Genomic DNA, 24,332 nt, shown 5'->3' with positions numbered 1-24,332 from the left:
TGTACTAAACAGCCAATAGGCGGCTGCAAAGATTTTATTAGGGCAATATTTTGGGCTTAAGGGCAAAGGGAAAAGGGAAAAGGGTCGGGGGCTTAAGCTAATAAGCGCAGCTCATAAGATGGCTAATCTGTTCAAGGGCCTGATGCTCAATAAGAATATTCACTCCTATTGAGATTAACACTATAGCACCTAAGAGATTAAGGATAGGGTCGATGGCTTTAAAGGTACTTAGCACTTGACCTAAAAAATAGCCCAGTAGGGAACAAATAAAGCACACTATACCGATGATAGAAGCACAGAGCATAATGGCATCACTAACTAAGCCATAAGACACACCTACAGCTAAAGCATCAATAGAAGTTCCAATAGCCATGGATAATAATGCTATTAAGCTTACTTGCAGTAGCTGGTTGGAATTACAGTGGCCGCCGCCACTATCATCATCATCAGAGTGTTGCTCACGATAGGAAGTGTAGGCCTCTTTAAGCATATTAGCACCTACACCTGAGAGCAAAATAAAAGCTATCCAATGATCAAAAGCAGCAAGCGTCTCCTGTAGTTGTTTGCCACCTAAAAAGCCCAAGATAGGCATGAGAAATTGGAAAAGGCCAAAGCTAAAAGCTACCGTAAAGCCTGTGATTAATCTAGAAATATTATTGCAGCTGGTTTTGCCTGTAATAATGGAGCACACCAAAGCATCTACAGACAATGCTAAGGCAATAATTAACATTTGCGATGAAGACATAAAAACAGATCCATTAACAAAAGCACAGCCACAAGCAGAGACAAAATTATTCTCTTAGTCCTTACCAAGCAACCTCTAGCAACAGCTCATCCCTAAGCTCTCATAGCTCTGCATAGCTTGCAGTTTTTAGCTCGCATATCTAAGCCGTCAGCTCTTAGCTCTTAGCTCTTAGCTTGTAGCTACCAATACTGCTTTATCATAAGTTCTCAATATACTAAAGGTTTAATCTCGGTCAAGGCCATGCTAACTCAAGCATAAATTACATAGCTTACACAGCTGAGCTTAGACGGTACAGCCAAGCTCATCATAGCCCCTTAGCAGAACATGGCTAAGCACCGCAAAATACAACTAAACACGGCTGGTCATAGTTTCAAGCTGCGATTAAGGCTTCGCTAAACAAAAGCAAGCTCAGGCATAGCAAAATGTAGCTTAATTAAGAGCAGAACAGTCAGTGTTACTACTTAGTTTGCATTGCTAATTAGGCCTATAGCCATAACCATAGCCATGGTGATGGCAAAGGTTAGGGACTTGCTATGGCCGTGGCAGTAGCAAGCTAAGAGTAAAACAAGGCTTTGGCAGCTAGTCTTAACCAAGCTCAAGGCTTAAGTATATGGGCTTAGCTATTAGGAGCAACGTAGTCTAATAGTTGTCTAATAGAGCTCGTTTAAAAGGCAGATACCTTACGTGCATAGCTGAGCAATTTTTGTGAGCAATTGATTATAAAGAAAGCTCACTAAGAAACAAGGCTTTTATTGATAGTGCTCAATAGGAATGATATCAAAGTAAGTTATGACCTCTGATATAGGCTAGTAGAACACAAAAAATTCTTATGACAGCCAATTAGATTTGTACTGACACCAATTGATGTATGTAAGCTCTAAGCTTACATTTACATTTATGAGCCAACTGTTAACTGTAGGTTTAGGCACTTTCATAATAAAGAGTAGGGGAAGCGGGAGCTTTTGCTTGAACTTGAGTGTAAGCGTGAGCGGGCGCTGGAGCTTAAGCTTGAGCTTGCGTTTTAGCGTTAGTGCTTGCGCTAAGGCAAGCCTTAGCACTAGGGAGTGGAAAGTTTAGGTAAATATTCACAACAGGTACAAAGATTCATTCATGATTTAAAGCATCAGGAACTTAGTAGCTCTGTAATGAACTATAGCTTTTTCTAAGAGCTATCAATGGCATTATTAGCAGAGCGGCATTAGTGGTATGCGTGTTAGTTAGTTGAATGTCAAAGAACAATAGGGGCTGACAGAGGATGCTACAAAGCTAACATAGCGGGGTAAAGTTAGGGATTTTGGTTAAAAACAAGGTCAATTATCGGGGCTTTTGTGAAGTAGATCATAAATTTATGTAAAGATAATTTTTGCTAAAATTTTAGCCAAGCACAATCTCCTCATCGTCTTGTTGGGGAGATAAAACAATGTCAAACGTTGATTCTAAGCCGTTTTATAAGCGACCAGCTTATTGGTTTGCTTCTAGCTATTCATTTTGCTACTACGCTTGTGCTGCCTTTGTGTTTTCTTTCTATGCCATTTGGCTTTCTAGCGAAATAGGTCTTAGTGCTGAGCAAACTGGTATTTTGTACTCATCTAACTTTACCTTTTCTCTATTTTTCATGTCTTTTTATGGCATTTTGCAAGATAAGTTAGTGCTTAAGAAGCACTTAGTGTGGTTCCAAAGTATTATCATGACTTGCTGTGCACCTGCCATCATCTATGTATATGAGCCATTACTAAGAGAGAGCTTTTATGTAGGCGTGGTCTTTGGCAGTGTCTATTTAGGCTTAGGCTGGGTTGCTGGTATGGGGCTGGTAGATAGCTTTTGCGACAAAATCAGCCGTGCTTGCTCTATAGAATTTGGCCAAGTACGTACCTGGGGCTCCTTATCCTATGCTGCTGGAACCTTTATTGCTGGTCTATTAATGAGTGTTGATCCTCATCTAAACTTCTATATGGCCTCTGCTGTTGGTGTGCTGTATATGGTGCTTAATATTGTCTTTAAGCCAGAGAACATTTCAGCTGAAAATATGGCCAAAATTGCCAATAACAATCAATCTTTAACCTTTGCTGAAATTATCTCTGTCTTTAAGTTAGTACGCTTTTGGATCTTTGTACTCTATGTGTTAGGTACATATTCTTTGTACAACATTTTTGACCAACAGCTTTTCCCTGTGTTCTTTACTCATCTTTTTGATGAGAAGTCCAATGCCTATCAGATTTATGGCTATCTAAACTCTGCTCAAGTATTTTTAGAGGCCGCAGTAATGTTCACTGTGCCTTTTGTAGCTAATAAGATTGGTGCTAAGAATGCCTTAATTTTTGCTGCCTTTGTATCTTTCTTACGTATTTATTTAGCCTCAGTTGTAACCTCAGTTGAAATGTTTGCCGTAATTAAGCTCATGCACTGCTTAGAAATTTCTACTGTATTAGTTGCCGTGTTCAAATACATTCAATGCAATTTTGACAAGAGACTATCAGCCACTGTGTTCTTAATTGGTTACCAAGTAGCTGGTTCTATAGGCGTGATTGCCTTCTCCTCTACTGTAGGCTCATTTTACGACTCTTATGGTGCGGGCGTAACTTTCCACTACTTAGGTTTAACCGTATTAGCATTCATGATTTTTGCTGTTATTTTCTTAAAGCAAGATAAGAGCTTCAAACAAATTTTTAAAAAAGACAAGCTCACTGCGAGTGCAGCTTAGTCCTAATTAAACCTTAACCAACTAAACAATAACCAGTATCCAGGATAAAGACTAAAGGCCCAAAGACCTAAGGCTAAAGAGCCAAGAGCACAGATTCAAGATTCAAGTTTCCTGCTCTGACTACCAAAGTGCTAAAGTGTCTTAGTGTCATAGTGCTCGATTGAGCAAGAGTAAACCATCATTGCATCAGTAGTCCCAAGTAATCCTGGATGCTAAGTACTAACAAGTTTTTACAACTAATTAAACCAACAATTACATTTCCAAGTAAAAGCCAGCACTGGTAATGATAGTGCTGTTGATTGGGGTAAAAAAATGAACAATTTAGACTACTTAACTACTTTTCATGGTGAGCAAACCCGCTCTATCTCTCCAGAAAATTTAACTGGTGAAAAAGGCAAATCATGCATGGCAGGCAGCCACTTAGGCCCAGGCCGTAAGGGTAGTGGCTGTATTAAAATTAAATCACAAGAAACTGTGACTATTGCTGATATTACTGGCCCTGGTGAGATTAGACATATTTGGATCACCTTGACTGATCGTACCGTAAGAGGCTCATTTGTCTTACGTGATGTAGTGCTTAAGATTTTCTTTGATGATGAGCAATATCCATCAGTAATTTCTCCAATTGGTGATTTCTTCTGTAATGGTTTTGGCATGCGCTGTGATATTAATTCCATGCCAATAGTAGTAAATCCAACAGGTGGTTTTAATTGCTACTTTAAAATGCCATTTAATAAGAAGTGCCGTATCGAGATTGTTAATGAGCATGAGGCTGATTTAGAAAACTTCTTCTTCACCATTAACTATGCTCTATTACCTCATGAGATTGAGAACCCTCTTTATTTCCATGCTCAATGGCGACGTGAGCGTACTACTACCTTAGCTCAGGATTATGTAATCTTGGATAATGTTAAGGGCCCTGGCTATTATGTAGGAACCTATTTAGCTTTAACTGCTCTTGAGCGCTACTGGTGGGGCGAGGGTGAGTTTAAGTTCTATATTGATGGCGATAGCCAATATCCAACTCAAAACTCTACTGGTTCTGAGGACTATTTTGGTGGTGCTTGGGCTTTCCATAATCGAGATGCCAATGGCCGTCCAAAGGCCAAGTGCTACCAAACTCCATTTATGGGCTATCCATACCAAACTAATAGAGATAGCACTCGTGATTTCTTCCAAACAGGACAAGCTAACCCTGTACATGGCTTTGGTGATGATGGCTTACCATCTCATGGCTTATATCGTTTCCATATCCCAGATCCAATTGCTTTTAGCTCTGACTTAAAGGTTACCTTACAGCAGATTGGTAACGACGACATTAGGCTGTACGAGCGTCAAGACGATGTAGCAACAGTAGCTTACTACTATCAAGCCCCAGGCCTAAACAGCCCATACACTCTACCTGATAGAGCTTATCGTCAACCACGTTAGCGCAATGCCCAATATGTAAAGTCAGTGCTAACAAAAAAGTTTTTTATCCTCACACCGTCCTGCTCATGCTGCTAGAGGCCTAGGAAAAATCTAGAGGTAGCAGTCCAAGCAAAAGCTAGAGGCTGCAACCCAAGCATATGCAAAGCCATAAGTAGAAGCATATACAAAGCTATTTGTATGAGTAAGGAGCATGGCAAGAGCAAGTAAAGCTCAATGGCCATTAAGACAGGTGAGAGCCTAAAAAATCAATACAACAATACACAACATCTATGCTACCAAGATAGCCTTATATTGATAGGGCTATCTTTTTTGCTTTTGGTAGAACCATTTAAAACCAAGCATTGGGCATCCTTTAATGATGTTGTTGCTATACTCATAAAAGCAAGCAAGCAAGTAAACAGACAAACCATCACTACGGGTATGCAAGAAACGAAGTGTTGAGGTAGCAATACAGCTTAGTAGGGGTAGGGTGAAAATTTACTGATCGTGGAAAATATTGAAAACGACATAAAGTAGAATAATCATTGCCCAACAATTAAACTAAAGGGATAGCAATAAGAAGTACCATCAGCTTTAATAGCTTTGATTTCAAAGGGGATTACTATGGGTTCAGGCATGAATTTAAGCAAACTAGCAAAATTATGCAATGTATCGCCTTCTACAGTGTCAGCTATTTTCAATCGGCATCATAAGAAAATGCGTATTAGCGAAGATACCTTTAATAGAGTGATTGCTATTGCTAAGAAGTATGAATCCGATCCTTTGGTGGCAAGATTATTGGCTCGTGCCCAGTGCTCTAATATTGTAGGAGTGATTGTTCCAGACCTCCTAAATTACAGCTTCTCCTTATACTTAAATGAGCTTGAGGCTATTTTTACCAGCAATAATATCCAACTTATCATTGCTTGTTCACACTATGATGAGAAGCAAGAAATTAGCGTAGTAACAGGCTTGCTTGAGAAGAAGGTAGATGCCTTATTAGTTTTTACTTCCCATAAAACTAGTGCTTTTTACGACAAAATTGCGGCCAATATCCCTGTAGTTCTTATTGATCGTTGCTTTGAAGATAGTGCTTTGCCTTATGTAATTACTGAGGCTAAACAAAGTAGTTATCAGTTTTTAGTAGAGCATGTACCCGCTGCTAGTAGTTGCTTCTTTGTAGGAGCAGATTTATGGTTGTCCTCCATTAATGATCGCTTCTTAGGTTTTAGCTCTTGGGCACAAGAACATGGCTTTGAACCAATGGCCTATAGTTTTCATGATGATTATGAGAGTATGGTGGGGGCAAAACTAGTCTCTCAAATCCTAGAGCGCTATCCTCAGCAAGAGCATTACTATTTGTTTTGCTCCTCTTATATTGTGTTTTTAGGAGTCTTAAGCTTTATTAAGCAGCATAAGCTCTCATTCGATAAGTTCACCTTATTAGTTTTTGACTCACTAAATTCTTTGGCTCTCATTGATGCTCAGGTGCATTACTTAGAGCCTAATTACCAGGAAATTGCCCATGCTTGTTTTCATTTGGTAGACAAGCTCTTGGACGGTGAGACCATGGAAAACACCCATATCTTAATACCAGCCGTATTAGGAGAAAAATAATACCTAAGCCCTCCATCCCCAGGCACACAACACAACACACCACCTCTTACCTTCAACAACTCAGGTGTGCCTTAACATTGTTCAGTTGTGGTGCGGGCGGGCTTTAACAGTAGCTTGCTTTAACAGTGGTGCGCTACAACACAGCTAGCCTAAGTTTGGGCATCCCATGGCCATAGACCGCTACAACTGCCAGTCCAATGGTCGTGGTGTGCAACAGCCATAGTGTGTAATGGCCATATTGTGCCATGGGCATGCTGTGCTACGGTTATGTAGAGCAACAGCTCTGGTGGACAAGGGCTTAGGCATGCTTCAACCCTGTTTGGTACTGGCTCTGGTGCAATAAAGATTTAGTTTTCAATAGCCACAATATGCTACAGCCCATGTTTATAGTTTAGCTAAACTAAAGCCTTGATTTACTCTTAGTTAGATAGGCTTAACTGCTATTGGGCACTCATAGAGCTTTAATTTGGCTTAGTAGGTAGTAGCATTCGGACAACAAACAAGGTAGGCGAAGCGATAGGTAATGGGAGATAGTCTTATTCCTAGCCATAGTATGCCTGTGCAAGGGGCATGATAACTAAAGGGCATGATAGCGTAATGGTGTGCCAGTGCCAGTGAGTACTGCACCAAGCCTAAATTTAGTGTCCTTAGTCAATGCTGCTGCTCTGAGGGCTTGAGCCTTTAACTTGATTGCAACTTATGACCTGCTCCTCTTATAAGTAATAGTGCTGGCCACATAAAAAGAGCTCCCTTCAAGCATCAAGCATCAATCATTTAGCCTTAAGCAATTAAGTAGGCTTGAGCAAAACAAGCCTATCCAAGCCTATCCAAGCCAAGTAAGTCTTAGCCAAGCTTAGCTTATTGAAGCTTATGGCCAAGCTGGCGCTTTAAAGAAGCGACAAGTTTGTAAGTGTAGAGGAATAGACAAGTTTTTGAGAGCTTTACCCATATCGCTTTAGGGTAATTTTGATTAAGCTATACAAAAAACATTTGATAGTTAGTTAAGGTCTAAGGCAGCAGCAAGGGCGGGCGATTCAAGCTTCAAGCTTCATCCTTGTGGCTGCAAGTTGAGTGGCTAAATTAAAGTTTGTTTTGGTAGTTTTTCTATGAATAAGATAATAGCTGATCTCTCTTTTGATCAAGAGCGTGCCTTATATGGTATGAGCGATATAAAGGTTCTTAACTGTCATTTTGGAGGCGAGGCTGATGGTGAGTCAGCTCTAAAAGAATGTCATGATTTTGAGGTACAGGACTGTACTTTTGCCATGCGCTATGTGCTATGGCATGCCCAAAATTTTGTATTGCGTAATTGCAAACTAGATGAAGCAACAAGAGCTCCACTATGGTACGACTCTCATGGCTTGATAGATAATTGTCAGCTGCATAGCGTGAAAAATATTAGAGAGTGCCAAGATATTACTTTTGTAGATTGTGATATCGACAGTGAAGAGTTTGGCTGGAAAAGCGCAGACTTAAGCTTCAATAATTGTCAGATTAACTCTGTCTATGGCTTTTTAGACTCAAAACGTCTCACTATTAACGATGCCAAGCTTACTGGTAAGTATGCTTTGCAATATGTAGAGGACTCTACTATTAGCAATAGCCATATTGAGACCAAAGATTGTCTATGGCATGCCAAAAACGTCACCGTTAGCAATAGCACCTTAGTTAGTGAGTATTTAGCTTGGTACTCAGAAAACTTAACCCTGATTAATTGCCACATTGTTAGCTCTCAGCCTTTATGCTATTGCAAGGGCCTCAAGCTCATTAACTGTACTTTTGAAATTGGTGATCGTTCTTTTGAGTACTCAGACATTAGTGCCACCATTAAAGGTCATATCACCTCCATCAAAAATCCTCTTTCAGGCCGCATTATTGTCGATAGCGTAGGTCAAATCATTACTGAGCAAGACCTAAAGAATTGCCACTGCCAAATTATTGTTAACAACAACAACGACCAGCAAAGCTAAGCTTCGGGCCCCTAGATTAGATGAGACTAGGGCTATAAAGCAACTTACAAAGGAGCATTGCTCCTTTGTAGGTTAGTAGCACTTTGCTATCACTGCCAATAAGCACCTCGAGCTATTCATACCCCAAAACCATCACACAAAGTCCCAGTCCCAATCTCAATACTCACCACAAACACGGCTATAGCCTCATATAATGGCACTATAGCTTACGACCTTAATCATCACCTAAATTAGTTGACATCAGCCTTTAATTAAGCAGTAGTAATAGGTGGTGAGGTATGAGTGTACTGTGGTTTTTTGCCCTTATCATACAAGTTAGAAAACAAGTAAGAAATGCTCCAATTGCATAGAAGAGCAAGGCGTAGGTAAGCTAAGTAATTAATAGACTAATACAAAATTTTTTGTTTTTAGTTAAAAATGGCTTGCATTTTTGCATAGATATGAATATTATACCCTCAGGCAAGATGATAATGTTTATCAAAAACTAGCATCACCTAAAATTGCTATATAATTTTAGCAATCTCTACTCTATGCAGCCTGTCTTACCAGGTCTACCCAAAAGATTGAGTAGTTCAGCTTAATCTTTTTTCGTTGTAGTGCGTCTGTGCATACTAGGATATTTTGCTTTGGCACTTTAAAGCACTTTATCCCTATTCTTTGAAGTTTAAGGAAGCATCTTTTGCCTCCAACAAACACTATCTCACTAAAAAAGAATTTTATTTTTTTATTTAAGGACAACTTTCATTAGCTGTGCCTCATTGCGATGCCACTGTAATGATTGGGGATACTTTCAAACAAACATAATTAAGCCTTAACGCTAATAGATCTTTAGTGTCTGTTAGCTCTATTACCGATTTCGGTTTTGACACAACCGCTACCTACTGAATTAGCCTTTCTTATTAAGGGTAATCGATACGACTGTCCAAAAAAATCAGTAGCGATCTTGTTTTGTAATCGTTGCTTAGCTAGGCCTGATTGTGCCTATATTATTTTAGATATCAGGAGAATTATCATGTCTTCTTTTGTAGATGCTGTCAAAGTCTGTGTTGTGCAAAAACCATTTAACTGGAAGGATAGAGCTACCCGTTCTGAGTTCTGGTGGTGCATGCTGTTCGTTTTTTTAGCTAATATCGTAATTGGAATTTTAGGATTAATTCCAGCTGTAGGTGCTATTATTGGATTTGTAGGTGGTGCTGCTTTAAGTTGGCTCAATACCATTGTTGCCATTCGTCGTCTTCATGATCTTAACAAGCGTGGCTTTTGGCTTGCTGGTGTATACGTACCTCTGTTTATTGGTACAGTTTTATATTTGGTAGGACTGGAAGAGCGTGAGGAAGGCTTAATTTATGCTGGCTCAACTTTATGCTTAATTGGTATTGGCTTCTACATCTACTTATTTGTACTCTTTTGTCTAAGAGGCACTGTAGGCCCAAATCGTTTTGGTCCAGATCCATTAAATGGTGTTCCAGGTGCTTTCCCTCAGGCTGCTCAAAACTTTGCCCCTAACATGCAGCAGCAGCAACCTGCTCAATTCTTTGGTCAAAACCAAGGTTTCAACCCTAACCAGCAGGGTTTCAATCCAAATCAACAAGGTTTTGCTCCAAACCAGCAGGGCTTTAACCCAAATCAACAGGGTTTTGCTCCAAACCAGCAGGGCTTCTATCAAAACCAACAAGGTTTCAACCCTAACCAGCAGGGCTTTAACCCAAATCAGCAAGGTTTCAATCCTAACCAACAGGGCTTTAACCCAAAGCAGCAAGGTTTCAACCCTAACCAGCAGGGCTTCTATCAAAACCAACAGGGCTTTAACCCAAATCAGCAAGGTTTTGCTCCAAACCAGCAGGGCTTTAACCCAAATCAACAAGGCTTTGCTCCAAACCAGCAGGGCTTCAACCCAAATCAACAAGGTTTTGCTCCAAACCAGCAGGGTTTCAATCCAAATCAACAAGGCTTTGACCCTAATCAGCAAGCAATGCCAAACACCGCTGCAGCCCCAGCTCCTGCACAGGCCGTAGCACCTGAGGCTGCTCCTGCTCAAGATGTAGCTCCTGAAACTGCTCAAGATGCCACCGTTGAGGCAGTACCTGCTCAAGAGACTAAAGAAGAGGCTGTAGAGCAAAAAGAATCCAAGTAGAAATTATTGAAGCGATGTAAGAGATTGCGCAGAGCGATAGGGCTAGGCGCAATCTTTGTTTTGCTTAAGACTGAAATAATAATAATTTCACTTGCTGCTACCAGTTCATATTTTCCTAGAATGTAGCTGGCTTATTGTGAGCCAGCTATTTTTTTGGGTGCTGCGCAAAAATAAGTCACAAGGCATTCAATTGGGATATTAGTGAAAGAAAACTCAAGGGTTGCCATTGTTAGCTAAACGTTGTTTTGCGTAAGGTATCTTAACTTGGCTTAATGTAGCTTTGCTAAGATGAGATAGGTCAAGACTTGGTAGCTTGATGGCTCATAGAGAGGGTCTTTAAGCCACATCTTGCTCAAGGTAGAAAGGGTATGAGCTGTTTAGGTCTGCTCAGCTTTGCATAGCTTAGCATAGCTTGGCTTAGCTTACCTCTTATAGAGGTAATAAAAGAGCATGGTGCAGTAGCACAAGCTGAGGCTATATTGGCTTCTGATTAGCAAAAAGGCCCCTGGGCAGGTATGAAGTGCGGGCGGGGGCCTTTGTTGTTTGTTTAGCAGCGAAACATAGTGCTAAGAAGCACTGGTAAGAGGGCTGCTTATAATGAGCTTTTAGGAATACTACTCGAATGGATAAACAATATTCCACTTAGCACGAAGCTCATCCATTACGTGCATTACCTCTAAGGTCTCTTGATGGCTCATTTCTGGGCACTCTAACTTGCCAGCCTTTAAGGCTTCAAGACAAGAAATGACTTGGTACTCATAGCCAGTAACTTGCTTTGGTAATGGGAGCTCTTCTACGAGCTGGTGGTCTTTATCAAAGATCTCAACCTTTTCTGGATTGTTGATGTTAGTAACCACCATATAGCCCTTATCACCATAAATAATGCCATTACGATCAGCAGGGCCATAAGCTGTAGCATGTAAAGAGGCCATCTTGCCGTCTTTGAATACTAAGCAAATATTGTCTAAGAAGTCGACACCAGTTTCACTCTTAACACAGGTACCAGTGACACTCTCAAGCTCATGACCAAAGAACATCATGGCAAAGTTAATTGGGTATACACCTAAGTCAAGTAAAGCACCACCAGCTAACTCTGGCTTAAAGATACGATCCTTATGGGCAATTGGATAGCCTAAATTAGCTTGAATAGAGTGAGGAGTACCAATCTTACCATCAGCAATAGCCTTGGCAATAATAGTACGTGAAGGCATATAGCGAGTCCAAATAGCCTCGGTTACTAAGGTGTTTTGATCCTTGGCATAGTCAAGCACTTCTTTAGCCATCTTCTCATTAGCAGTAAAAGCCTTCTCAACTAAGAGAGCTTTCTTATGCTTAAGGCATAATTGAGCATGGATATGGTGTTCAGAGTGTGGGGAGGCAATATAAATAAGATCTACATTAGGATCAGCGGCTAACTCTTCATAGCTGCCATAAGATACAGGAATGTTAAATTTCTTAGCAAACTCACTAGCACGTTCTGCACTACGTGAGGCAACAGCATAGAGCTCAATCTCTGGATGATTTAAGCCATTGAGAGTTTCTGCCATTTTGGCGGCAATACCACCAGCTGCTAAAAGACCAACCTTCATAAAATAACTTCCTAAGTAAAACTACAAAACAACAAGACTATAGGCACGTGCCCACAGTTCTCAATATTAGCACACAATCTAAAACAAAATATTTACCCCAGGTCAAAATTGCCAACAGCCCCAAGCCCTAGGCAGTTACTCACATTTCCTCTTGCTTTACAGCCATCCTGTAAGCTATACAGCAAGCAACTAGCTATTAGGAAGGGTGGTAAGTAAGGAGGGCATGCAAGGAAGGAAGTAGGCCTGCTGGTCAGTCAGTTTGCTAATTAACAGGACGATAAATCAACAGTGGCATGGGATTGCACTATTCGCTAACTTTTAGGTTACAAGATTGAATGTAAGTTGATGGTAATACTGTAGGAAGTTGGGGCTGCAAGACCTTAGTGCAAACTAAAAATACCTAAAATACTGTGCTTGGATAAATGACCGTTGTTTAGCTATGAGACTTAGCAAACTGATAGCTTCAACTATTCTAGTGCAGCTATTGGGTTTAACTACAAGAAGTACACATGACGACAATGGCGGGTGCTTGTAAGCTTCATGACACTAATAGGTTCATGAAAGGTAGATAAAAAACCTTGTTGGTGGGGTAGTGTAAGACAGATTACTTACATAAAAAGAATAAAGGCAGACTTACGTCTGCCTCTAAATATAAAGAGAGAGATTGTTATTCTTATTGACCTAATAAGCTAAGAGCGATGGTAGGACGCTGGTTAGCCTGAGCAAGCACTGATTGAGAAGCCTGCTGAATGATATTGTTCTGTGTAAGAGCAGCTGTCTCAGAGGCAAAGTCAGTATCACGGATACGGCTACGTGCATCAGCCTCATTCTCTGAAATATTGGCCTGATTACGGATGGTGCTTTCCATTCGGTTCTGGATCGCGCCTAGCTCGGAGCGGCGTGAATCAACTAACTGGATGAATGCATCGATATTGGTTAATGTAGCTGTAGCAGCATTTGCAGTGCTAACACTCCAACGTGCTAAACTTTTATTTTGACCGCCAGTCATTAAAAGACCAGTCTTACTAGCGTTAGCCTTATCTGTTTCCAGCTTAATGTTTGATTGGGTAGCGATACCAGTCATAGTAAATGGCTTATCCCATAATAAGGCTAAGGTGTCACCAGCATTAGCACCAACTTGGAAAATTAAACTTCCACCAGATGGAATCATACTCTTTGAGTTCTTACCGTTTGCACCACCAGCACCGAGGTTTTGCTTGCCATTAAGAACAGTGGCACCTGCAAAGGTGGTTTGCTTGGCAATACGAGTAATTTCGTGTGAAAGGCTTGTAACCTCTTGCTGTAATGCCTTGCGATCCTCGGCGGTATTGGTGCCGTTTGCAGCTTGCACGGCTAGGGTACGAATACGTTGGAGCATATTGGTGGTTTCGTCTAAGGCACCTTCAATGGTCTGAGCTAAGGCGATACCGTCGTTAGTATTGCGGTTGCCTTGGTTAAGTCCATTGATCTGAGAGGTAAGACGATCGGAAATTTGTAAGCCAGCAGCGTCATCTTTTGCAGAGTTGATGCGAAGTCCTGAGGCTAGACGCTGGTAGGATACATTCAGGCTATTGGTGGCATTGGTAAGCTTTCGCTGGGCATTAATTGAGCTTACATTAGTATTAACGTAAAGTGCCATAACAATTCTCTCGGTAAATGATAAAGTTACAATTTGACTTAATCGATAGAGTTATGAGCTTAAATGGACTTTAATAGTAAAAGTTTGTGCTCAATGCTATGTGATTTCTTAATGACTTTTAATAAACCACATCTCTATCATATAGTAATACCTGTAGCTCTAAGCTAAAGGCTTGGTTTTACTAAAAACAATTAGCAAATAAAGTGCCATTGCTTAATTCAAAAAAACGACGCAACTTACCAATCATTAAATAATGGCCTCATAGATTGCAATGATAAGCAGGGGCAAGATAGGTATTACTTGGAGGTAAAAGCTTATTGGTTGCTAAGGGTATTCTTAATATATTGCAACCATGCACTCTTGCCATGAGTAGTAATAATCTTGGTAGGTGCATGCCCATAATCACGTCCATGCTCATACTAATGGTTAAGTAGGCAAGTAGGGAGGTTGGCAAGCAAGTATGCCAACTATTCTGTCTAACTATACAAATACTAATGCTTAGGAGACAATGAGTGGCCTTAAAGGCAAGTTCACATTAATACAAGCCCATGTCATAAGTCATACCATACCCATACGTTTATGATCTCTATAAGGTCTAAAGATTAGACAAATGAAATAAAGCTAACCCATGTCTGCTAAAAGGCAGGGCCAGAGTTGTTTGAACCGAGGTATACCAGCTCTTAAGGGAGCAATCAGGAGTGCTTAGTGGCTAAGTAATTAATTAGACTATGCTCAAAGGCAGAGGCTGCATAGGTGGCTACAGTACCTCTTCTTTTCACTAAACAGATGTTGACTTTGGTATTGTTGGGAGTTTTAGCAAAAGGTTTTTCAACTATGAGGGGATTGTCTAATTGGTAGGAATAGTCAAATCCTACAGCAAGAGCGTTAGTTTTTAATATTAGTTCAGTTAAAAGAGCCTCATCAGAGGTCTCAGCAATGATATCTACCTCTTCTTGATATTTGCTTAAAATCTCATCAAAAGATTTAGTAAAACAGCTATAAGAGCGACCTTTGCCAATAATCTTTTGGCCCAGTAGGTCTTGAGGAGTAAGCAGTTCTTTGTTTGCTAAAGGATGGGTAGCAAGCATTCTAACTGTATATTGGGTATCGAACAAAGGTATGGACTCAAAACGTTCTTCATCAAAAGGGCCATACACTATAGCTAACTCACACTTACCTGCCTCTAAAGCTAATAAAGCATTTTCGTCAGTACTTTCTACTACACTTAAGGTGATTTGTTTTTCTTGATTAGCAAACTCGACCATAAAGTCAGAGCCAATATAGGAAAAAACATGATCTAAAGAATAAATCATGAGCGGGCGACGTGGTAGTAGCTCAATATTTCTTAATTTTCTTATAGCTGCAAGCTCTATGGCTACTTTTTGAGCATGCTCTTTAAATACATAAGCAGTGGTAGTTAGTGTAATGCCTCTAGCTTCTCTGATAAACAAAGCTGTTCCTAATGAGCTTTCTAAAGCATTGATAGCTTTGCTAACTGCTTGACGGGATATGCCTAATTTATCGGCAGCACCTTGTAAGCTACCTGCATGGCAAACGGCTAAAAAGATTTCTAAATGATGTAGGTTCATATGCTTTACCAGCAACCAAATGGTTGCGTCTAATTTCATGTTAGTTGCTTTTCATAGTAATGATCGATTTATAGAATTTTCGCATCACTTCATAGCTGTTTTCGTTAGTGAGGAAAATGTATGTTAGTTCAGCAGATTAGAACCTACTTCCCTGAAAATATTGTACGGTATCAGTAAGCAGTGCAAACTATACCCAATTAGACACCAACATATCCAACTTAGCACCAAGAGCATATAAGATTTCTTTTTGAATTTTGGTTAAGGCATTATGAGTAAACCACTTATCTCCTTGTCTTATGAAGGAAATTGATTTTAAGCGTTCTATTGCACTATCGATTCCTATCTTATTTCTAGTAAGAACAGGTCTTAAGAGTTGCTCTAATCGAACTCTTATAACCAGTGCTATGAATACTAGGAACATCTTGCCTCTAAGTGTTGATGAACTCTTTACTCGGAAACGCTCATGAAGAATATCGTTTTTAACTATACCAAAGGACTTTTCCACACAGTCTTTTGATCGATACTCTTCAAGAATAGCTTTCACACTCATGTCTTTTCTGGATGATAGAATTGCAAAACAACCACAAAGAGACAAGGCAGCGGCCTGAGCTTCAACGTTATCAGTAAAGGTAAAGGAGTTGTCCTTTTCAACGTTTATGTGAAAGAACTGAGAATACCTACGCATGTTGCTAACAGGTGGGTTCTTTTTAGTACTTAGCTCTTCACGTAACTGAGCAATATGGCATAGTAGTGACTTGCTTTGCTTACTGTATGAGTCATCTGACCTATACATAATTAATCGCTCTTGTTTGCCATTGATATCATATGGAATCTCATGGTATCTGATTAAATCGCCATGAAGCTCAAAAAACTGAAGTGAGTAATAGCAGTTTCTAAACACGCTCTGTGTTTGAGCTTTGATTTTTGGAAATTTGCTAAGAGGCATTCCTAAAATATAAGGCATCTCTGCTAGTTCTAGTAAGGATAGTGTTTTAAGGTTGGCAAACCCTCCATCCATAACAAGAGTCATCTCAGTTGTTGCGCCCAATCCTAGTAACCTAGCCCTAGAGAGCACATTAGGGAAGTTTGAAAAGTCATTTATGCTGCCGCTGTACTCGGCGTAAAACAAGGGAATCTTAGATTGCATGGCACAAATCAACCCAAGGTTTACCTGTTGAAGAGGCTCATGATCTCGGTTATACCCCATTTCCACCAACTCAATATCGCTTGAGTAGCTTGAAATGGAGGTAATGTCATAACAGACACTATTACTGCCATGCAATGCAATCCATTGTCTAAAGAAATCGTCCTTACAAAAACTGTCAAGATCTTTGTATAGCACGCTTAGGTCTTGGGTTGACATTTGATGAAATCCAAGTGCAGCACCTAATGAGGTAAAGTCGTCAATGTTACTAAGTCCTCCTGGAGCTCCTAAAGACAAGAACGCAGCGGAAGACATAGTATCGTTAAACAACTTAGAGCTCATACAACCTTTTAGGATGTCAGTAAGTCCAATCTCTTTTGCAACTAGACTGGTTGTAAGAATATGACCTTTACCATCCTCTAAATGCAAAGAGTCGCTTTCATTATTGGACTGGGATGACATTATGCTTTTTGTTTTATCGACACAATGGTTAGCTTGAGAAAAGCCATTACTAATTTGCTTTGGCTTACGTCCTCTTTTAGCAGTCCTACTTACTTCTGATGAAGGAATAGGAATGTTTTTAAGCTTAAAGTAGTTATCATTAGGGTTGAAATGAGGCTGATCACTGTCAATATTTGTGGCTATCTTACCTATAAGGATGCGATCATGTACAAGCTTACCATTAACCCTTTTACTTCCGTTACGGAAGTATAAGTAAGGTTCAGTTCCACTTCTTAACAGACGCAGCTCATATGTTTTAGAGTCTGGGATAGGAAAAGTTATGTCTGTATATATCATAATCGTGATACCGTACAATATTTAGTGAATTGTACGGTATCATATTTTAGGCAAAATATAGGAAAAATAAGGGGTATTTATGATTAAATCATGATACCGTACAATATTTTCAGGGAAGTAGGATTAGAAATGCTACTGTAAAAATAGTCTATCAGAATAAGACTATACTAATAGACCCATGGTTAGCTCCTCAATATGCTTTAGGCTCTATTGCACAGATGGTACCTAATGTATTTAAGTTGCAAGATAAGATGAAGGCTAATATTCCTATGCCTATTGCTCCTTTGCCTATGAGTGTTGAAGATATTTTACGTGATGTTGATGCCATTATTATTACCCATATACACCCTGATCATGTAGATATGATGCCTAATGGTCATATAGGTGATTGCTTACCTCACGATCTTCCTGTTTTTGTACAAAACGATGAAGATGCTAGCATTCTTAGTCAAAATCAGTTTAAGGATGTTAGAGTTTTGTCAGCACAAGGCACTGACTTTGAGGGTATTACTATTACTAAAACCCCATGTCGTCATGGAACAATTGAGGCTTGTGGTCAAGCTAGTGGCTTTTGTCTTGAGTCCTATCAAGAGCCTAAGTTTATGGCTTGTGGTGATACTGTTTGGTATCCACAGTTGCAAGAGGCACTACGTAAACATAATCCTGAGGTTGTACTGCTAAATGCATGTGCAGCCGAACTTGAGGGCTTTGGTAGGCTAATTATGAACGATGAAGATGTAGCTTGTGTTGCTGCAACCTTACCTGAGGCTCATCTTATTATTTCTCATATGGACACAGTTGCTCATGCCTCTATAAGTAGGTATGAGATGAGAGGCTTGTTAACTAAGAGACAAATAGCAAACTTTATTATCCCAGAAGATGGAGAGTCTTTAAGCTTCTAAAATTTCCATAAATCCTTTGGTACTGTTTAGCTTGGCTGGGTTTGGCCTGGTCTGGGCCTGACTTGGTTTGGCCTGGTTTAGCTTAGCTTAGCTTAGCTTGGCCATCCTAATTAAATACCTGTTTTACCAAGTGCTTTAAGGCTAAAGATATAATCAAAGTACTGTGAAAACAAGGTTAGCTATCAGAGCAAAGTGTTTTAGTGAGTGATTACCTTGGTTAAAGGAAAGATTAGTTAGGAGACCCTAGATCCTAAAAGACTTTTAATTGCAGCAGGGGTATGACCTGAACTTAGTGAAAAATATCCCTTAACTTGCAAAATTTCCCTTGTAAATCAGCTTTAAGAGCACAAAGAGCATTTTCGATTAAGTGATAAATATCCCTTTCGAAAAAAACAACAATCATGATATATATCGGATTTGTGTCAATAAGGGGTAATTTTCAGCAAATTTAGGTATGACTTGATAGGGTACTCTTGTATAGAGTAATAAGGCCAAATCATATTTATTCAAGCCATAAGGCTTTTACTTGCAATTAATGCTTTGTTTAAGTTTACCTCCAATTTAGGCTTGTATTTGTAGTTTGAGTTGTAGTTGTATGTGTAGGTGCTGATATTATTGCCTACACTAGCCTTAGTCTTAGATTTATCCTGAGACTGAGGCTATTTAGATTTAAAGAACTTGAAAATTAAGTAGGGTTGCTCTCATCAAGTTGCTTTAGTCCAAATAGTGCATATTAGATCTAGAGTGCCAAGAAATTTACAGCATCACACCTGCTATCAGAGCTGCAAGAGAATTTTGCTGCTAAAAAAGATGGGTAGGCTATGGCAAGATGGCAGGCAAGAAAAAAGGAATAGCTCTAATAAGATTGGGGCTATTCCTTTAATTTTGACATAGGGGAGACATTCAAGTATTTACGTTAAACTAACAGTTTTGCTGTATGTTGAGGGGCATTTATACGAATTTATTACCTCCCCAACGCAAAATCTAAGCAAATTTTGATAAATAACCAACTGTCTTCCATATGTCTGTAATTTGGTAGTTAAGATAGCTCGTTGATATTTCTATGGGAGCTATCTTGTAAAAAGCTAAGCAGGTATCTTAGTTGAGCTTGGCTCTTGGCTCTTGGCTCTTAGCTCATTAGAGCACTGGAACATCAGACTCTACTGGGGAGTTTTGCTCTAGCTCTTTTTGAAGCTCGGAGTTTTGCTGAGCATCGATGGTAGCTTGTTGCTCTTGGGTGGTGTCTTGCTCTGCCACAGCGTTTAAGGCTGATTGCTCTTGGCTATTAGCCTGTGGTGCAGCCTGGGTTGCTGCCTGGCTGTTGGTAGCTGGGGCTTGCTCAGACTGGCTTGCAGTTGCATCGTCCTTGGTAAAGGATGAGAGGTTAATGCGTGGAGTTACCACCAAGGTTAGCTCATCGATAGGGCCTGAGGTAAAGGTAGTTTGATATTGGTAGCCATCAGTTTGTACTGTGGTAGGGGCAAAGACCTTATTATCCTCATTGGCATCAAACTTAGGAATAATGCCTAAGTTGTTAAGCACTTCATCTACCAAAGCCATATCAGCTTCACTATTGTAAAGACGTTCGTTAGCTAAGATAAAGGTCTTAAAGGCCTTTAAGCTCTCAGGTGGGAAAGCATCAGGATAGCGAGTTTGAATTTGTACACTTTGTAACTCTTTGGAGTTAGGCTTAGCCATACCTTGCATTTCTACTGAGGTAGAGAGCACAGCCACAAAACCCTCAGGAGTATCATTGGCATTAGCAGTTGGCAAAGAAGTGTCTTGCTCATTAATTAAGGTATTAAAAGTCTGTCTAAAGAGTACAGGATCTTTTAATGGATTTTGTAGGTTGGTAGCGGTAGTAGCATTTTGCTCATGTTGAGACTCTTGATACCAAGAATAACCAGCACTAGCAAAGTAATAACAAGCCAATACTAAGGCTACAATGCGAAGATTGCGTCTAACCTTATCATTCTTAGCCTGCTTTTCATCTTTAATCTCTTGCTCAGTTTTTGGTTTTTGAGCATTACGCAAGTCATGAACTTTTCCATCTGGAGGAATTGGCTTGAAATCCATTTAAACTATCCTATAGACAATACACATAAGAGCACTATTTTAGCATGCTCTCAACCTGGACTAAAATATTTGACCTAGGTATTTGAGGTAGCTCAATGCTCTTAGGTTAGGCTTATAGGCAATGACTATAGGCTAGGCCTTTTAATATAGTTTTGGGAGTTTTAGATTTATTAGTATCAAGTTGCTAGTACTGTAATAGCAAAATTATTTCAGGGGCGCATGGACAAGCCTTATTCTATCTAGTTTTTTCAATGATTAGGTTAGCCTTCCATCAGCTTAAATAGGTATGCTGGCAAACATAGTTAGGCAATAGAGGCATGAATTTATAGTAATGATTGGCCGTAATCTAAAAGCTTGTAGATAGCCACATAGGGATAGAAGTAGTTGTGGCGCCATATGCGGATAGCACTTTAGAAGGTAGCTTCCTCTAAAAATATTGTGGGATCTACCAGACATAGGGGAGACAATTGGTTATTTATCAAAATGTTCGTAGCTTTAGTGGTTGAGCAGCCACAATTCTCTATAAATGACCTCCAAAAGGCTAGCAAAGCTGCTATTTAACGTAAATATTTGATTGTCTCCCCTATGTCTGATCTACAGGAAAACTTGCCAAGTACTTTTATAAAGTTTAGCTATCAGAACAAGGTGTTTTAGCTATTTATTATCAGTATTAAGTTATCCATTAATTTGGAAATCTCTAAAAGAGCTCATATGATTTTGTAGATCACTTTATGGAGGGGGATTGCCAAGTATAAAAGCACATATTACTCTTTGATTTATGTTGCTGCTATGGGAGAGTAGACAGCTAATAGAAAACAGGGACTAGCAAAATACAAAAAACAGCCAACAAAATAGACAAATAAGTGCTATTTAATGGTGTTTTCTCGGGGTAATGCGGTTTTCTTTAACTATAAAAAAATTGACCAGAGAAGATGCCAAACAACCTTAAATATAAGCAATTACTCAACAACAAAATTGAGTTTACAGCATTTTATTGTCGAGTTTTGCTTTTTATAATTAATGTGAAATGCACTAACCTACTGTATTTTGAAAGATAGGTTTTATGGCAAGTAGCTTCTTAGAAGCTACTAATCATTTGGCGGTATTTAAACCTTTGATATTAGAATTTTTAAGAGCTCTCCAATGTTGTTTGTCAATAAAACATTTCTCTTCTAAAAGGTTTAAGCAATGATGTAATATTATTGCGGTTTTAACATCGAGGTTATACAGAGGTGAGTCTGTTCGATAATATGGCAAACTTTTGTACAAGTGTAGCTTAAACTTTAAAACAGCTTGTTCATCAGGTAAATATATGTCATCAAGATCTGATTTAAAACCTAGCTCTTTGAGTATCCAATTAGATCTTTCAATTAGCGATTTATTAGTTATGGTTAATCCAAGCAATGAACTAAAAAAAGGATCAGCTAGAAAATATTTATTTTCAAATAAATTATTGACGCAATTATAAGATACTCCATTATATTGAGGAAAATTTAGGTGACTTTTAATAAAGTTAAAAATATAGAATGTTAATGGGGTATCTGCTTCTGATGGCCAAAGAGATTGTTTAACATTATCTAAATCTTCTTTAAAAAAACTATTTCCTAAACAATGATTAGATAAATAATCACTGGACAACTTTAGCAATTGCTTGTTAGTTTCTAAAAATTCTTCGCTAAGCAATCCTGTGTTATTTTCTATATCTTGTGATGTTTGTAAAAGAAAATGATATTGTCCACATAATTTTAATTCGTTTACGCTTAAGTGTTTTGGGTCAATATTTGAGCCAGGAAAATATTCTACAGTTTTAGCATAAGAATAGTTGAAATAAGCTATAAGTGAAAGAAGCGATATAGCTAATGCTAAAAATTTTTTCAAGTTCATATTACGCAAATAAATTAAGAAATATAAAATAAACTTATATTAAAACTTTCCTGGTTCTTGGAACTAAACTGGGACACAATGCATGTTTTATAGCATTAAGACAGCATTATTTAAGATTCCATAATTGAACTATGCCTAAGCAACTATTATGTACCCCATGCATGATACTAAACATGCTGATTCATCAAGGCTTATAAGCTATAAGTTATAGTGGATTGCGTCTTGGATATAGTTAAACGAATTGGGAAAGTTTATTATATAATAATTATTTTTCAAAACAGTTACTGTGATCAATACACTATCCTGAGCTCTGCATACTAAAGTAACCTTCAAACAACAAATTTGAATAAAACCCCATATATATCTTGTTTCCAAGGGGCAAGACTAGAGGTTAACCTATTGTTAGGTAACCTCTACAATTTTTTGATAAATGCGATATATAAGGCAAATCTACTTTGAGGCATACTTTAGTATGCAGAGTTCAGGACTATCTTAAAAGATTTAAAATAGCATTATTAATTAACTCCTGACTATTATCTCCGTCGGAAGAATTCTCTTTTGATGATAAATCAATATAACACTTATTTAGATTAATACAATTTATTGAAGCATTTGAAATACGATCATTAATTAACTCACGACTAGCTACGTCTAAAGCATTCTCTTTTGATGATACTTCAACATAACACTTATTTTGATCAATGCAATGTTTTAAATCATTTAAAGCATTTAAAGCTGAAAAAGCATCTAAAGCATGCTCATTAATTAATTCACGTCTAGTATCTTCGTCGGAAGCATTCTCTTTTGATGATACTTCAATATAACACTTATTTGGATTAATACACTTTATTGAAACATTTGAAATACGATCATTAATTAACTCACGATTAGCTACGTCTAAAGCATTCTTTTGGGCTAATACATCAACATTACTCTTACGTTGATCAATACACTGTCTTAAAGCATTTAAAACATGATCATTAATTAACCCACGACTAGCTCCTGCAAATGCCATCTTGTTTGCTAATAAATCAACACTCTTTGAGAAAGCAACAATAGCCTTAGATGTTTTTAGCCCCATAATGCCATCTGCATTTCCTGCTTTATATCCTAGTTTATTCAAAATTTCTTGAGCTTCTTTTACTTTTGATTTATCAAGGATAATGTTAGGCTCATAAGCGATAAGATCGTCAGATTGTTTAAAGTATTTTTTTAATAAATCAAGTGATCCGCTGTCAACTGAAAAGTATTTAGTAGTAAATAAATTGAAGTATTTACTTGGGTAGTTAGCATTTTCACATAATTTAAAATCATTTTTTACAGGTAAAAAAGAATACAATGATTCTGATTTTGAAAAAAAATCATAGTCGACAGTACCAGGACATGTTTTTTCAGGAACAATTGTAAAAGAGATCAAGTGTTGAAAAACAAGCCCTCTTATGTTTGCATATTGAATATAGTCATCGCACTTTTGTGCTTCTTCATAATTTAATAATCGTGTGTTATTTCTTACATCAGAGTCATCAAAAGTCATTAACTCTTCTACAGAGTATTTACCCATACCAGCATATTTAGTTTCATAAAAGCTTAAGTCAGAGTTATTTGCTAATGTATAACCACTAAAGATTATATTCCAACATATTATAGAAAATAAAAACAAACGGATATTCTTCATAATACAGTTATTATTATAGGTACGTACATCGCGTAATATAAAGATGAGCGAAAATAACTTGATAAGTTATTAAACTAAAATTTTCCAAATTCTTGGAACTAAATTGAATAGGATGCTTGATTCTGCCATTAATTAAATCTTTCCCAGTTCTCGGAACTAAAATGGGACATAATGCTTGTTTTATAGCATTAATACAGCGTCATTTAAGACCCCATAACTGAGCTATGTTTGAGCAACTCTTATGTACCCTATGCATGATAATAAACATGCCGATTCATCAAGTCTTATAAGCTATAAGTTATAGTAGATTGCGCTTGGACATAGTTCAAAGAATTGGGAAAGTTATTAATTAATTAATACAGCAGTATTTAATTATTATTTTATCACAATCTATTATAAACGTGAATTTTTGCAAAAATGTTAATTATATTTTGGTACAACTAATTTATATGTTTGTAC

At 38.4% G+C, this 24,332-nt stretch carries 14 protein-coding genes; 6 read left to right on the top strand and 8 right to left on the bottom strand.

Going from position 1 to position 24,332, the window contains the following annotated elements:
- Nucleotides 1-97: 97 nt before the first annotated feature.
- A complete protein-coding gene (locus tag MXE38_RS03180; RefSeq protein WP_246911219.1) occupies nt 98-745 on the bottom strand; it encodes a manganese efflux pump MntP family protein in 648 nt (215 codons plus the stop codon).
- A gap of 1,420 nt (nt 746-2,165) precedes the next feature.
- Between MXE38_RS03180 and MXE38_RS03175 the strand changes: the two genes are divergently transcribed.
- The 5 genes from MXE38_RS03175 (at nt 2,166) to MXE38_RS12390 (ending at nt 10,577) form a co-directional block, all read left to right on the top strand.
- Complete coding sequence (locus tag MXE38_RS03175; RefSeq protein WP_246911218.1) at nt 2,166-3,446, top strand: oligosaccharide MFS transporter; 1,281 nt, start codon at nt 2,166-2,168, stop codon at nt 3,444-3,446.
- A gap of 312 nt (nt 3,447-3,758) precedes the next feature.
- Complete coding sequence (locus MXE38_RS03170) at nt 3,759-4,877, top strand: glycoside hydrolase family 172 protein (RefSeq protein ID WP_246911217.1); 1,119 nt, start codon at nt 3,759-3,761, stop codon at nt 4,875-4,877.
- A 663-nt stretch (nt 4,878-5,540) separates the two neighbouring features.
- Nucleotides 5,541-6,473: a substrate-binding domain-containing protein gene (locus MXE38_RS03165; RefSeq protein ID WP_246911216.1), complete on the top strand. Its 933-nt coding sequence runs from the start codon at nt 5,541-5,543 to the stop codon at nt 6,471-6,473.
- 1,106 nt (nt 6,474-7,579) lie between these two features.
- The gene (locus MXE38_RS03160) at nt 7,580-8,443 is read left to right on the top strand and encodes a DUF3737 family protein (RefSeq protein ID WP_246911215.1); all 864 of its coding nucleotides are present in this window, start codon (nt 7,580-7,582) and stop codon (nt 8,441-8,443) included.
- Between the two features lie 1,012 nt (nt 8,444-9,455).
- Nucleotides 9,456-10,577 carry a DUF805 domain-containing protein gene (locus MXE38_RS12390; RefSeq protein WP_281503137.1) on the top strand — a complete coding sequence of 374 codons (1,122 nt, stop codon included), beginning with the start codon at nt 9,456-9,458 and terminating at the stop codon, nt 10,575-10,577.
- Nucleotides 10,578-11,191: 614 nt separating this feature from the next.
- Here MXE38_RS12390 and MXE38_RS03145 read toward each other — a convergent pair.
- The 4 genes from MXE38_RS03145 to MXE38_RS03130 form a co-directional block, all read right to left on the bottom strand.
- Nucleotides 11,192-12,166 (bottom strand): Gfo/Idh/MocA family oxidoreductase, encoded by a 975-nt coding sequence (locus MXE38_RS03145; protein ID WP_246911210.1) that lies wholly within the window; start codon nt 12,164-12,166, stop codon nt 11,192-11,194.
- 673 nt (nt 12,167-12,839) lie between these two features.
- A complete protein-coding gene (locus MXE38_RS03140) occupies nt 12,840-13,805 on the bottom strand; it encodes a flagellin (protein ID WP_246911208.1) in 966 nt (321 codons plus the stop codon).
- Nucleotides 13,806-14,497: 692 nt separating this feature from the next.
- Nucleotides 14,498-15,433: a LysR family transcriptional regulator gene (locus MXE38_RS03135; RefSeq protein ID WP_246911207.1), complete on the bottom strand. Its 936-nt coding sequence runs from the start codon at nt 15,431-15,433 to the stop codon at nt 14,498-14,500.
- A gap of 148 nt (nt 15,434-15,581) precedes the next feature.
- Complete coding sequence (locus MXE38_RS03130) at nt 15,582-17,336, bottom strand: transposase (RefSeq protein ID WP_246911202.1); 1,755 nt, start codon at nt 17,334-17,336, stop codon at nt 15,582-15,584.
- A 122-nt stretch (nt 17,337-17,458) separates the two neighbouring features.
- Here MXE38_RS03130 and MXE38_RS03125 point away from each other — a divergent pair, with 122 nt between their 5' ends.
- Nucleotides 17,459-18,238, top strand: a complete 780-nt coding sequence (locus tag MXE38_RS03125) for an MBL fold metallo-hydrolase (RefSeq protein ID WP_348647352.1) — start codon at nt 17,459-17,461, stop codon at nt 18,236-18,238.
- A gap of 1,137 nt (nt 18,239-19,375) precedes the next feature.
- On the opposite strand, the gene MXE38_RS03120 is transcribed toward MXE38_RS03125, so the two are convergent.
- The 3 genes from MXE38_RS03120 to MXE38_RS03110 all read right to left on the bottom strand — a co-directional run bounded on the left by MXE38_RS03120 (nt 19,376) and on the right by MXE38_RS03110 (nt 23,873).
- A complete protein-coding gene (locus MXE38_RS03120; protein ID WP_246911197.1) occupies nt 19,376-20,314 on the bottom strand; it encodes a hypothetical protein in 939 nt (312 codons plus the stop codon).
- Nucleotides 20,315-21,406: 1,092 nt separating this feature from the next.
- Nucleotides 21,407-22,198: a hypothetical protein gene (locus MXE38_RS03115; RefSeq protein ID WP_246911195.1), complete on the bottom strand. Its 792-nt coding sequence runs from the start codon at nt 22,196-22,198 to the stop codon at nt 21,407-21,409.
- 487 nt (nt 22,199-22,685) lie between these two features.
- Nucleotides 22,686-23,873, bottom strand: a complete 1,188-nt coding sequence (locus MXE38_RS03110) for a peptidoglycan-binding domain-containing protein (protein WP_246911193.1) — start codon at nt 23,871-23,873, stop codon at nt 22,686-22,688.
- Nucleotides 23,874-24,332 lie beyond the last annotated feature (459 nt).

This window comes from Anaerobiospirillum sp. NML120448 (assembly GCF_023050945.1).
Taxonomy (GTDB): Bacteria; Pseudomonadota; Gammaproteobacteria; order Enterobacterales; family Succinivibrionaceae; genus Anaerobiospirillum.
Note: the sequence above shows the minus strand (reverse complement) of the source record. Positions and strands in the feature narration are given on the sequence as shown.

Excerpts from the sequence above, each read along its gene's own strand:
- MXE38_RS03130 (WP_246911202.1), bottom strand. The coding sequence starts at position 17,336 with ATGATATATACAGACATAACTTTTCCTATCCCAGACTCTAAAACATAT.
- MXE38_RS03175 (WP_246911218.1), top strand. The coding sequence starts at position 2,166 with ATGTCAAACGTTGATTCTAAGCCGTTTTATAAGCGACCAGCTTATTGG.
- MXE38_RS03120 (WP_246911197.1), bottom strand. The coding sequence starts at position 20,314 with ATGGATTTCAAGCCAATTCCTCCAGATGGAAAAGTTCATGACTTGCGT.
- MXE38_RS03160 (WP_246911215.1), top strand. The coding sequence starts at position 7,580 with ATGAATAAGATAATAGCTGATCTCTCTTTTGATCAAGAGCGTGCCTTA.
- MXE38_RS03110 (WP_246911193.1), bottom strand. The coding sequence starts at position 23,873 with ATGAAGAATATCCGTTTGTTTTTATTTTCTATAATATGTTGGAATATA.
- MXE38_RS03170 (WP_246911217.1), top strand. The coding sequence starts at position 3,759 with ATGAACAATTTAGACTACTTAACTACTTTTCATGGTGAGCAAACCCGC.
- MXE38_RS03115 (WP_246911195.1), bottom strand. The coding sequence starts at position 22,198 with ATGAACTTGAAAAAATTTTTAGCATTAGCTATATCGCTTCTTTCACTT.
- MXE38_RS12390 (WP_281503137.1), top strand. The coding sequence starts at position 9,456 with ATGTCTTCTTTTGTAGATGCTGTCAAAGTCTGTGTTGTGCAAAAACCA.
- MXE38_RS03140 (WP_246911208.1), bottom strand. The coding sequence starts at position 13,805 with ATGGCACTTTACGTTAATACTAATGTAAGCTCAATTAATGCCCAGCGA.
- MXE38_RS03135 (WP_246911207.1), bottom strand. The coding sequence starts at position 15,433 with ATGAAATTAGACGCAACCATTTGGTTGCTGGTAAAGCATATGAACCTA.
- MXE38_RS03145 (WP_246911210.1), bottom strand. The coding sequence starts at position 12,166 with ATGAAGGTTGGTCTTTTAGCAGCTGGTGGTATTGCCGCCAAAATGGCA.
- MXE38_RS03180 (WP_246911219.1), bottom strand. The coding sequence starts at position 745 with ATGTCTTCATCGCAAATGTTAATTATTGCCTTAGCATTGTCTGTAGAT.